The organism is Variovorax boronicumulans, assembly GCF_040544675.1.
GTDB classification, from domain to species: Bacteria; Pseudomonadota; Gammaproteobacteria; order Burkholderiales; family Burkholderiaceae_C; genus Variovorax; species Variovorax boronicumulans_D.
Genome location: NZ_JBEPKK010000002.1, coordinates 305297 through 317285, shown reverse-complemented (window position 1 = coordinate 317285; position 11989 = coordinate 305297). Strand labels below are relative to the sequence as shown.

Below are 11989 nucleotides of genomic sequence, written 5' to 3'. Positions count from 1 at the left end.
TGAGGTCTACTGACGTTCCATTGTCCAGGTGTGCGGTCTTATTCGGTTACGCCTCTTGCGCAATGAAGTGCGGCATGCCGTAAGTGCGTTCTTACGATAGTCCCCTTTCATGAGGAGCTCCCCATTGGCTACACAGTCCCCCTTCTTCGGCAAGCGCGATCGTGACACCGACTCGTTGACATCCCGCCCCGCGCCGCTGGTCGCCTCGGGCACCAATCTGTCGGGCACACCCGTCAATCCTGCTTCGTTGACCGCGCAGCAAGGCGGCCTGGGTGCCGCAGCGGGCACGGCACCCGCCGCGAAGGAAGGCGGCAGCAAACTCACCGTCGGCCCGAACATCAAACTGAAGGGCGTGGAGATCACCGATTGCGACACGCTGGTGGTCGAGGGCCTGGTCGAAGCGACCATGGACTCGCGCCTGATGCAGATCGCCGAGCAGGGCGAGTTCAAGGGCTCGGCCGAAATAGACATCGCGGAAATCCGCGGCGTCTTCGACGGCAACCTCACGGTGCGCGAGAAGCTCGTGATCCACTCGACCGGCAAGGTCACCGGCAAGATCCGCTACGGCAAGATCGTGATCGAAGAAGGCGGCCAGCTGTCCGGCGAAATCAGCTTCGGCGCCAAGCCGTCGCTGCAAGCGGCAGCCTAAGCCTCCACCGGGGGCTTCCACCCCAGGCGCTCCAGCAAGGCACCGGCCGCGGCCGGTGCCTTTTCCTTGGCGCCGTTGATGAAGTAGACGAACACGTCGCGTGTCCCCTTCTTCCCGGGCGATTCGGCCCAGCCGCGCGCGCGCTCGGCCCAGGTATCGAGCGCCTTCGGTCCATACCCCGTCTTGAGCTTCGCGTCGGCCATCATGAGCCGTGCATAGGCGAAGTCGCCTTCGGGCTCCTCGAACGACGGAAACTTGTCCGCGTCGGTGAACACCGTCGACACCCTGTACTTCTTTGCGAGCGCCTTGTAGTCGGGCGTGATGAAGCTCTCGTGCCGCACGTCCATCACGTGGCGCAGGACGCGGCTGCCTTCCTTCTTCGGCAGCAACGCCAGGAAGGCCTCAAAGTCTTCCGCATCGAACTGTTTGGTCGGCATGAACTGCCACACGATCGGCCCGAGCTTGTTGCCCAGTTCGGTGAGGCCGCTCTCGACGAAGCGCTTGATCGAATCTTCCGCGGTCGCCAGCACCTTGCGGTTGGTGGTGAAGCGCGAGGCCTTGAGCGAGAAGATGAAGTCGTCCGGCGTCTCGTCATGCCACTTCCTGAAGTTCTCGGGCTTGAACGTGCTGTAGTAGGTGCCGTTGATCTCGATGGTGCTCACATGGCGGCTCGCGTAGTTCAGCTCCTTCGCCTGCGCGAGCCCCTTGGGATAGAAGTTGTCGCGCCAGGGCTCGTAGGTCCAGCCGCCTATGCCTGCCTTGATGTGCGCCTGCGTCCGAGTCGATGCTGCCTTGCTCACATTGCGCTCCCGGTTGAGATCGCCCGCACTCTACGCGCGGTCGCCGCGAGGCGCAAAATGCGTTTTTTCGTCCCCGCGGAGAACCCCCACATGAATGCCCCCCTGCACCGCGAAATGCCCGCCGGCACGCTCGACGCCGCGCGCGCCCTCTCCGATGTCACCGCCCAATGGGACGGCGACATCGTCAAGCAACTCACCGACTACATCGGCATCCCCGCCAAGTCGCCCGGCTTCGACAAGGACTGGTCGGCCAACGGCTACCTGGAAACCGTGCTGCGCAACGCCGCCGCCTGGGTCGAGGCACAGAAGGTCGAAGGCCTGAAGCTGGAGATCGTTCGCCTCGAAGGCCGCACACCGGTGCTCTTCTTCGAAGTGCCGGCCACCGGCACCGACATGGGCGAGACCGTGCTGATGTACGGCCACCTGGACAAGCAACCCGAATTCACCGGCTGGCGCAACGACCTCGGCCCCTGGACGCCCAAGTACGAGAACGGCCTGCTTTACGGCCGCGGCGGCGCCGACGACGGCTATGCGGTGTATGCGAGCGTCGCCGCGCTGCAGGCGCTCAAGGCCCAGGGCGTGGCGCATCCGCGCATCGTGGGCCTCATCGAGACCTGCGAGGAAAGCGGCTCCTACGACCTGCTGCCGTATGTGGACGCGCTGCGTCCGCGCCTGGGCAATGTCGAGCTGGTGATCTGCCTGGATTCCGGCGCCGGCAATTACGACCAGCTGTGGCTCACCACCTCGCTGCGCGGCATGGCCAGCGGCACGCTCAAGGTCGAGGTGCTGACCGAAGGCATCCACTCGGGCGACGCCTCCGGCCTCGTGCCCTCGAGCTTCCGCATCATGCGGCAGGTGCTCGACCGCCTCGAAGACAGCGCCACCGGCCGCCTGCTGCCCGCGAGCTTCCATTGCGAAGTGCCGGCCGACCGGCTCGCGCAGGCCAAGGCCACGGCGGCCATCCTCGGCGATGAGGTCTACAAGCGCTTTCCGTGGGCGCACTACGACTGCGGCGGCTCGACCATGTTCGCGCTGCCCACCACCACCGACCCGGTGGAGGCGCTGCTCAACCGCACCTGGAAGCCCACGCTGTCGGTCACCGGCGCCGAAGGCTTTCCGGCGTTGAAGGACGCGGGCAACGTGCTGCGTCCCTACACGGCCTTCAAGCTTTCGCTGCGCCTGCCGCCGCTGGTCGATGCGGCGGAGTCGGTGCAGAAGCTCAAGGCGCTGCTGGAGGACAACGCGCCCTACCAGGCGCGTGTCACCTTCGAAAGCGGCGGCGGCGCCACCGGCTGGAACGCGCCCACGATCACGCCGTGGTTCGAGGACGCGCTCAACAAGGCCTCTCAGGCGCACTTCGGCGCGTCCTGCGGCTACATCGGCCAGGGCGGCACGATCCCGCTCATGAACATGCTCAGCGCCGGCTTCCCCAAGGCCCAGATGATGGTCTGCGGCGTGCTCGGCCCCAAGAGCAACGCGCACGGCCCCAACGAGTTCCTGCATGTGCCCTACGCCAAGAAGCTCACCGCTGCCGTGGCCGAGGTGATCGCCGCCCTGCCGGTCGCGCACCGCGCGGCTGCTGCGGAGCCTGTGGCGGCTTGAGCGCCGCGCCGGGCCGCCCCAAGCAAGCTCGCTCCCGCCTGGCGGGAAGGCGCGCAGCGCCAAGGGTGCACCAATGAGCGCCGCGCCAAGGGTGCAGCAATGACTGACGCGCTGCCGTTACCGCAGCGCGTGCCGCTCGCCACGCCGGACGGCCAGACACTGGTCCTGCGCCGCCTGCCCGCCGCCGACACGGCCCGCGCCGTGGTGGTCGTGGTGCACGGGCTGGGCGAGCATGCCGGGCGCTATCACGCGCTGGCCGAGCGCCTGCATGCATGGGGCTTCGCGGTGTGGGCGCACGACCACCACGGCCACGGCCAGTCGACCGGTGCGCGCGGCGGCCTGCCGAGCGAGCTGCGGCTGGTCGACGACCTGGCGCTGGTGATCGACGATGCGCGCCGCGAGAACCCCGGCCTGCCGCTGGTGCTGCTGGGCCACAGCCTGGGCGGGCTGGTCGCGGCGAGCCTCGTGGCGCGCGGTGTGCGGCCGGTCGACGGGCTGGTGCTCTCGTCGCCGGGGCTCGATCCGGGCCTGAGCGGCTTTCAGAAGCTGCTGCTCGCAGTGCTGCCGCGCGTTGCGCCGAACCTGCGCGTGGGCAACGGGCTGGACGACAACTACCTTTCGCACGACCCCGCGGTCGTGCAGGCCTACCGCGACGACCCGCTCACCCACGACCGCATCGGCAGCCGGCTAGCGCGCTTCCTGGCGTTCGAAGGGGCTTCGGTTCAACAGGCGGCGGCGCGCTGGCCGGTTCCCACGTTGCTGATCTACGCGGGCGACGACCGTCTCGTGCGGCCGGCTGCGAGCCGCGCGTTTGCGGCGGCGTCTGCACCGGGCGGCATGGTCGAGGCGCATTGCTTCGAATCGCTGTACCACGAGATCTTCAACGAGCTCGATGCCGAGCCGGTGTTTGCCACGCTCGGGCAGTGGCTCGACAAGCGATTTCCGAAGAACTGATCGAAGAACGGGTTCAGCTTTCGGCGGCGACCGCCTTGTGCCGCCGCGTTCGTGCGAGCCACAGCAGCGCGCCGCCCGTGAGCGCCACCGGCACCAGCGAGCCGTAGTTCAGCAGCTGCCAGCCCTGCGTCGTCACCAGCACACCCGAGGCGAACGAGGTCAGTGCCAGCGTCGCGAACACGCAGAAGTTGAGCGCGCCCTGTGCGCGGTCGCGCTCTTGCGCGGTGTAGGCCGCGAGCGAGAGCGTCGTGCTCCCGGTGAACAGGAAATTCCAGCCCACGCCCAGGAGGCACAGCGCCACGAGGAAGTGCTGCAGTTCCACCCCCGACAGCGCGACCAAAATGCAGCCGAAGTTGAGCGCCAGCCCGACGCCCATCACCGGCAGCGCGCCGAAGCGGCGGATCAGGTGGCCGGTGAAGAAGCCCGGCGCGAACATGCCGATCACATGCCATTCGAGCACCAGCGCGGCGTCGGAAAAAGGCAGGCTGCAGATCTGCATCGCGATGGGCGTGGCGGCCATCAGCAGGTTCATCACGCCGTAGCCCAGCGCGCCGGCGGCCGCGGCGACGATGAACACCGGCTGCCGCATGATCTCGGCCAGGGGCCGCCCGCCCAGCGCCTGCTGCCGCGTCAGCGTGGCCGGGAATTCGATGAAGCGCATCACCGCCATCGACAGCAGCGCCACCGCCGCCAGCGCGATGTAGGCGCCCGCGAATGGCACGGCAAAGAGCTCGCGCGTGGCGGAGGCGAGGTTGGGCCCCGCCACCGCGCCGATGAGTCCGCCCGCCATCACCAGCGAGACCGCCTTCTCCCGCCATGCCGGCGCCGCGAGCTCGGCCGCCGCGAAACGGTAGAGCCCCGCGTTAGCGTTGTAGTAGCCGGCCACCACCGTCGCGAAGCACAGCAGCCAGAAGTTCCTGGAGATCGCCGCGAACGCGCACAACAGCGCCGCCCCCAGCGCCACCGCCAGCCCGATCTGGAACGACCCGCGGCGGCCGAAGCGCTGCTGCGTGCGCGCCACCAGCCCGGTGGTGAGCGCGCCGCCCACCACATAGCCCATGACCGGGAGCGTCGCCATCCAGCCATGCGGCGCGAGGCCGAGGCCCACGAGTCCGTTGATGGCGATGAAGGTGACGTTGTTGGTCAGGAACAGGCCCTGACAGATGGCGAGCAGCCAAAGGTTGCGGTTCATGACAAGGCTTCTACGGGATTTGCCGACCAGGCGCCACCTGAAGCCGGCCAAAAAAAAGCGCCCTCGCGGGCGCTGGAATGATGGATGCAGCAGTTCGGCGGGTCAGGACTGCTTGCCTTGCAGCAGGCCGCTGAGCGAACCCAGCAGGTCTTCCTGGTTGCCCAGCCCCTGCTCGGGCACCTTGCCTTGCGGCGTGAGCTGGTCGATGAGCGCCGGCAGCATGGTGGCCAGCATCGGCAGCAGCATCTGCGCATTGATGCCGAGCTTGGCTGCAATGCTGGCGATGGTGTCGCTGCCCAGTGCGTTTTGCAGTTGATCGCCCGAGACCGGCTGGTTGTCTCCCTTGCCGATCCACGAGCCGATCACGTCGCCCATGCCGGCTTGTTCGAACTTGGAGACCAGGCCGCCGAGGCCGCCCTGGGCGCCGTTGTTGGCAAGCAGGCCGCCCAGTGCGCCGGCCAGGCCGCCCAGATCTCCCAATCCCCCCATGCCTCCGCCTTGCGGTTGCTGCTGTTGCGCAGCGCCTCCCAAAACCTGACCGAGTACAGAGTCGAGCAATCCCATGGCCGTTTCCTTGGTGTGTGACAGAACCGCCCGCATTTTCCGGCAGGGCGGACCGCAAGGCGAAAGCGGCAGGCCGACTTTCGAACTTGCAACGTGACAAATTACTTGGTGCGTGCCGGGCGTTTGGGCAGCAACGCGGGGCTTACCCCCTGCACACCGACGAGTCCAAGCACCGTCACCAGCGAATTCTGCGCGCCCTTCCATGCATCTGTCACGTCGATCGCCTCGCTCAGCGCATGAAAGCCCGTGGCCTTGCCGCCGCCGCCGATGATGATCGCCGGGATGCCGTAGGACATCGGCACGTTGGCGTCGGTGCTGCCGCCGCGCAGCAGCGTCTTGTGGCCGAAGGCGCTGTTGGCGCGAATGGCGGCCTCGACGATCACCGAGTCGGGCGGCGTGCGTCCGCCCGGCCGGTCGCCGATGAGTTTGTTGCTCACGCTCAGCGTGGTGACGTTCCAGCGCTTGTTTTCCTCGGCCACCGCTTCATCGATGGCCGCGAGGATCTTTTTCTCGGTTTCCAGCAGCGAGGCCATGTCGTCCGAGCGGATGTCCACCGCCATGCGCGCGTCGGGCGCGATGGTGTTGACCGAGGTGCCGCCGCCCACGGTGCCGACGGTGAAGGTGGTCTTGGGGAAGCTGGGCGTGCGGACCTCCGCGATCTTGGCGATCGCCCGGCCCATGCCGTGGATCGCGCTGGGCACCTGGCCGAAGGCACCGAAGCTGTGGCCGCCCGGCCCCTTGAAAGTGACCTCGTAGCGGTGGCTCGCGGTGCCCAGCACCAGCACGTTGCCGTCGGGCGAGGGCTCCAGGCCCACCATGCCGTCGATGTCCAGATGGTCGCGAAAGATCGCCTTCATACCGCGCAGGTTGCCCAGCTCTTCCTCGCCCACATTGCCGACGATCAGGAGGTCGCCCACCGTCTGTACCTTGTTGTCGTTGAGCACCTTGAGCCACGACAGCAGCACCGAGAGGCCGCGCGTGTCGTCGCCGATGCCGGGTGCGTGCAGCTTGCCGTCGCGCTCCTTCACCTTCACGTCGGTGCCGGCGGGGAACACGGTGTCCAGGTGGGCGGAGATCAGGAGCTTGGGGCCGTTGCCCGTGCCCTTGCGCAGGCCGACCACGTTGCCTTCGGCGTCGATCTTCGCGTCCGCAAGGCCCAGGGCCTTCATGCGCGCGAGGAAGGCCTCGGCGCGCTTCTGTTCCTTGAAGGGCGGCGCTTCGATCTCGGTCAGCATCTTCAGGTCTTCGATCGAGCGCTCATGGTCGGCCTTGACGGCGTCCATCAGCTTCTGGATGGCGGGCGCGGCCAGCAGCTGGGTGTAGGCCTTGTCGACGTCGGGGCTCACCTGCGCGGGCGTGGGCGCGACGGCCGGGCTCTGGGCGTGGGCGACATGCACGACGCACAGCGCGGCAAGAACAAGGGGGGCGAGGCGGAGCGCGCGTGGCGAACGAGGCATGGGCGGGAGGTCCTTCAAGGAGCGTGACGAACAACGGATGAAGCAGCCATTGTTCCGCAGCCCCTGCGCGCGCGCCTCGCGGAAAACACCCACCGGGGCTAAGGGCTGCCCAGCGACACCAGTGCGGCCAGTGCCGCGGTTTCGGCCCGCAGCACGCGCAGCCCGAGGGTGACCGGCGCAAAGCCGCGCGCGATGGCTTCCTGCTCTTCGGTGCTGCTCAGGCCGCCTTCGGGGCCGCTCAGCACGCGCACGGCCCGGTGGCCCGTGGCGTGCGCCTGGACGGCGGCGGCGATGTCGCGGGTGCCCTCAGCCAGGCTCAGGACGAAGCGCGCCATCGCGTCCGCGTCGTCGGCGCCTTGTGCGTCGAGCCACCCCGCGTTGCCCGAAAGCGATCGGACCGGATGAATCACCGGCACGCGGTTGCGCCCGCACTGCTCGCAGGCCGCGATGGCGATGGCTTCCCAGTGCGCGCGTTTCTTTTCGGCGCGCTCGCCCGCCAGCCGCAGCACTCCGTGCGCCGTGGCCAGCGGCTGGATGCTCGCCACGCCCAGTTCGGTGGCCTTCTCGACCAGCCAGTCCATGCGCTCGTTGGCCGGCATGCCGACGGCCAGGTGCACCGCGCGCGTCGCCTCGCGCTCGACCGGCTGGTGCTCGCCGACGATCACCGAGACATCGCTGCGGCCCATGCGCTCGACCGTGGCCGCGTACTCGCCGCCGGAACCGTCGAACAGCGTGAGTGCGTCGCCCGGTTGCATGCGCAGCACCTGCACATGGCGCGCGGCGCCCGGCGGCAGCGACAGGCCGGCGCCGGCGCTCAGCGGCACGGAACAGTGGAAGCGGGGCATGCGGTGCTTCAGACCCGGCCGTAGGCGAAGCCGGTGACCGCCGTGCTGCCCTCGACCTCGTCGATCACGCGCACCAGCGGCGTCAGCTCCATGTAGCGGCTGGCGGTGCTGCGGATGTAGGCGATGAAGCGCGGCGTGTCGGCCAGGTAGCGGGGCTTGCCGTCGCGCAGCGTGAGGCGCGCGAAGATGCCGGCGACCTTCAGGTGGCGCTGCAGGCCCATCCATTCGACCGCGCGGTAGAAGGCGCCGAAATCCTCGTCGACCGGCAGCCCGGCCTTGCGCGCCGCCTGCCAGTAGCGCACGGTGACGTCGAGCACGAACTCCTCGTCCCAGCTGAGGAAGGCGTCGCGCATCAGGCTGGCGATGTCGTAGGTGATGGGGCCGTAGACCGCGTCCTGGAAATCGAGCACGCCGAGCGACGCGCCGCCGCCGACCATGAGATTTCGGGGCATGAAGTCGCGGTGCACGTAGACGCTGGGCGAGGCCAGGTTGCTCTCGACGATCAGCTTGAAGCTGCGCTCCAGCCGCTCCTTGAGCTTGCCCTCGATGGCCACGCCGCGGTGGCGGCCGATGTACCACTCGGGAAAGAGCGCGAGTTCGCGCTCCAGCAGCGCCCGGTCGTAGGGCGGCAGCACGCCGGGTCTGGAGGCCAGTTGCCAGCGGATGAGCGCGTCGATGGCCTGGTCGTAGAGCGGGCGGCTGGCATCGGGCCTGGCCGGGTCGATCACGTCGAGCATGGTCTGGCGGCCCAGGTCGTCCAGCAGCAGGAAGCCGTTCGGGCGGTCCCATTCGAGCACCTGCGGGGCGGTCACGCCGGCTTCGGCCATGAGCCTGGCCACCTGCACGAAGGGCTCGCTGTTTTCCTTGTCCGGCGGGGCGTCCATCACGATGCGCGTGGGGGCGGCGGGAATGGTGGTGTCGACGCGGAAGTAGCGTCTGAAGCTCGCATCGGCCGAGGCGAGCCGCACCGTATCGGGCAGCAGATGGTGGGCGGCGGCGATGCCTTGCAGCCAGGCCCGGAACCCTTCGGCGCGTTGCGGATCAGTCCAGAGGATGGCCTCGGCGGGGCTTGGGGCCGATGAGGCCGGGGTCGGGGGTGCTGTCATGGATAATCGATTCTACAAATCCGCCTGGCGCGGCAACCCCTCCGGCCGGCCACAGACCGAACCGAGGGAAGTTGCCGCCGGCCCCTGCAACCCGCCGGCCTGCCGCGCCGTCTCCCCGACGATCTTTCGTTCCGAACCGATGCCTACGACCCAAAGCCCTCACGCTTGGCACCTTGTGCGCTCGCTGCTCTCCTCGGGGGAGCCGCGGGCTTTCCTCGGAACGGCCTGGCGGGAGGCCTGATGAGCCGACGTGTTGCCCTGCGGCGCACCCGCCCGCCGCTGCCGCTGGCCATGCTGTCGCTGGCGCTGCTTCATGCGCACGGCGCTTCCGCGCAGCCGGCCGGCGGCCTGGACGGCCCCCTGACGCTCAAGCGCACGCCGCTGCTCACCGAAATCGTGCCGCCCACCGACCGCGGCCAGCTGCCCAGCCTGATCACCGGCGACCGCATGTCCGGCCGCCCCGATCTGGAAACCGTGGTCGAAGGCAACGCCACGCTGCGCCGCGGGCCGGTTGCCATCACCGCCGACCGGCTCGAGTACTACCAGCCCGACGATCGGATGAAGGCCACGGGCAACGTGCGGGTCAACCAGTCCGGCAACGTGTACGAAGGCCCCGAGCTGCAACTCAAGCTCGAGACCTTCGAAGGCTTCTTCAACAACGTGCGCTATCGCTTCCTGGCGAACGGCGGGCACGGCGATGCCGAGCGCATCGATTTCGTCGACTCCAACGTGTCGGTCGCGCGGCGCGCCACCTACACCACCTGCCGCCGCGAAGACTTCCCGGGCTGGATGCCGGCGTGGATGCTGTCCGCGGCCACGATCACCACCGACACCGAGGAAAACGAGGGCGTGGCCACCAACGCGCGCCTGAGTTTCATGGGCATCAGCACGCCGCCGATTCCCAGCGTGAGCTTTCCGCTGTCCAACGCGCGCAAGAGCGGCCTGCTGCCGCCCACGGTCGGCCTGGACAACACCAACGGCATGGAGATCTCCCAGCCGTACTACTGGAACATCGCCCCCAACCGCGACGCCACGATCACTCCCACGATCATGAGCAAGCGCGGCCTGAACCTGGGCAGCGAATTCCGGTATCTGGAAAAAGGCTACAGCGGCAGCGTGCGGCTCGACCTGATGGGCAGCGACCGCCTGGTGGGCCAGCGCTACAACGAGCTGCGCACATCGCAGCTCCAGCAGCTGGCCAATGGAGAAATCCAGGCCAAGGACCTGACCGCGCCACCGGGCAGCAGCAAGCGCTGGGGCATCTGGGCAAGCCACACCCAGGAATTCGACGCCAAGGCGCTCGGCCTGGATTCGCTGACCGCTGCCTTCAACATCAATCGCGTCAGCGACAACGATTACTGGCGCGACTTCACGCGCACGCCGACGCTGGCGCAGCGCCAGCTGCCGAACGAAGCCTCGCTCAACTGGACCAAGGGCGACTGGAGCGGCGGCATCCGCACGCTGCGCTACCAGACGCTGCAGTACAACCTGTCGCCGATCGTGCCGTCGTACGACCGCATGCCGCAGATCACCGCCAACTACAACAAGTACGACTGGCACGGCTTCGACGTTTCGCTCAACCTGGACTACACGCGCTTTCGGGTCAACACGATCCTGAGCGGCCAGCCGGGTTTCGACGCCGTCCAGCAGTCGCAGCCCGACGGCGATCGCGTGTTCGCCAATGCCGCGATCAGCCGGCCGTTCATCACGCCGAGTTCCTTCGTCATTCCGAAGCTGCAGGTGAACACGGCGGCCTACAACTACTACCTGCCGCAGTCGAACATTCCGAAGCTCACGATCAACGGGATCGAGTACGTCAACGGCGTGCCCTACAACCAGAGTTCGCTGTACTTCTTCGGGACCTCGTCCAACCGGACGGTGCCGACCTTCAGCCTGGACAGCGGCCTGATCTTCGAGCGCGACGCCAGCTATTTCGGCCGCGCCTTCCGCCAGACGCTGGAGCCGCGGGCCTACTACGTCTACACGCCGTACCGCGACCAGAGCATGCTGCCGAACTATGACTCGGCCGCCAACGATTTCAGCTTTGCGACCATCTACACCGAGAACGCCTTCTCGGGCAACGACCGCATCTCGGACACCAACGCGCTCACCTTCGGCGTGAGTTCCCGCCTGATCGACCCCGCCACCGGCATCGAAGCGGCGCGCATCGGCATCGCGCAGCGGCTGCGCTTTGCCGACCAGAAGGTCACGCTGCCCGGCGGTGTGCCGGTGACCGACCGCGCGAGCGACTTCCTCGTCGGCGGCCAGATCAACTGGACGCCCAAGTGGAGCACGGACGCCGTCGTCCAGTACAACCCCGACACGCGCAAGTCGACCCGCTCGGCCCTGAGCGCCCGCTACAACCCTGAGCCGTACCACAACCTCAGCGCCGCATTCCGCTACCAGGCACCGAGCACGCCGACGGCCACCGACGGCAACAAGTCGATCGACGTGGGCTGGCAATGGCCGCTCAACGACCTGTGGGGCGACAAGGGCAAGAACCTGGGTCCCGGCAAGGGCCAGGGCGGCGGGCGCTGGTATGCGGTCGGCCGCCTCAACTACGACCTGCAGGACAAGAAACTCACGGACGGCGTACTCGGCTTCGAGTACGACGGCTGCTGCTGGATCGGCCGCGTGGTGCTGCAGCGCATCACCACCGGCCAGGTGACGGCCAACACCCGCATCATGTTCCAGCTCGAATTTGTCGGCTTCTCCAGCATCGGGTCCAGCCCCATGCAGACGTTGCGGCAGAACATCCAGCGCTACGAACCCTTGCGCCAACCGGGCGAAGCACCGAGCCGCTTCACCAACTACGACTGA

The 11989-nt window shown here is 67.9% G+C and carries 10 protein-coding genes; 4 read left to right on the top strand and 6 right to left on the bottom strand.

Annotated elements, in window-relative coordinates:
• Positions 1–124 precede the first annotated feature (124 nt).
• Positions 125–649, top strand: a complete 525-nt coding sequence (locus tag ABIC90_RS04815; RefSeq protein ID WP_354352908.1) for a bactofilin family protein — start codon at positions 125–127, stop codon at positions 647–649.
• On the opposite strand, the gene ABIC90_RS04810 is transcribed toward ABIC90_RS04815, so the two are convergent.
• Positions 646–1449, bottom strand: a complete 804-nt coding sequence (locus ABIC90_RS04810; protein WP_354352907.1) for a DUF72 domain-containing protein — start codon at positions 1447–1449, stop codon at positions 646–648. The genes ABIC90_RS04815 and ABIC90_RS04810 overlap by 4 nt on opposite strands.
• A gap of 90 nt (positions 1450–1539) precedes the next feature.
• Here ABIC90_RS04810 and ABIC90_RS04805 point away from each other — a divergent pair, with 90 nt between their 5' ends.
• Together ABIC90_RS04805 and ABIC90_RS04800 are read left to right on the top strand one after the other, a co-directional pair.
• Entirely contained in the window at positions 1540–3051 is a 1512-nt protein-coding gene (locus ABIC90_RS04805) for a M20 family metallopeptidase (RefSeq protein WP_354352906.1), read from the top strand.
• Between the two features lie 99 nt (positions 3052–3150).
• The gene (locus tag ABIC90_RS04800; protein WP_354352905.1) at positions 3151–4005 is read left to right on the top strand and encodes an alpha/beta hydrolase; all 855 of its coding nucleotides are present in this window, start codon (positions 3151–3153) and stop codon (positions 4003–4005) included.
• 13 nt (positions 4006–4018) lie between these two features.
• Here ABIC90_RS04800 and ABIC90_RS04795 read toward each other — a convergent pair whose 3' ends face one another.
• The 5 genes from ABIC90_RS04795 to ABIC90_RS04775 form a co-directional block, all read right to left on the bottom strand.
• The gene (locus ABIC90_RS04795; RefSeq protein ID WP_354352904.1) at positions 4019–5197 is read right to left on the bottom strand and encodes an MFS transporter; all 1179 of its coding nucleotides are present in this window, start codon (positions 5195–5197) and stop codon (positions 4019–4021) included.
• Positions 5198–5299: 102 nt separating this feature from the next.
• Positions 5300–5761 (bottom strand): YidB family protein, encoded by a 462-nt coding sequence (locus ABIC90_RS04790; RefSeq protein WP_354352903.1) that lies wholly within the window; start codon positions 5759–5761, stop codon positions 5300–5302.
• A 101-nt stretch (positions 5762–5862) separates the two neighbouring features.
• Positions 5863–7218, bottom strand: a complete 1356-nt coding sequence (locus tag ABIC90_RS04785; RefSeq protein ID WP_354352902.1) for a M20/M25/M40 family metallo-hydrolase — start codon at positions 7216–7218, stop codon at positions 5863–5865.
• 98 nt (positions 7219–7316) lie between these two features.
• On the bottom strand, positions 7317–8063 hold the full coding sequence (locus ABIC90_RS04780) for a 16S rRNA (uracil(1498)-N(3))-methyltransferase (RefSeq protein WP_354352900.1): 747 nt from the start codon (positions 8061–8063) through the stop codon (positions 7317–7319).
• An 8-nt stretch (positions 8064–8071) separates the two neighbouring features.
• Entirely contained in the window at positions 8072–9169 is a 1098-nt protein-coding gene (locus ABIC90_RS04775) for an aminoglycoside phosphotransferase family protein (RefSeq protein WP_354352899.1), read from the bottom strand.
• 240 nt (positions 9170–9409) lie between these two features.
• Here ABIC90_RS04775 and ABIC90_RS04770 point away from each other — a divergent pair, with 240 nt between their 5' ends.
• A complete protein-coding gene (locus ABIC90_RS04770) occupies positions 9410–11989 on the top strand; it encodes an LPS-assembly protein LptD (protein WP_354352898.1) in 2580 nt (859 codons plus the stop codon).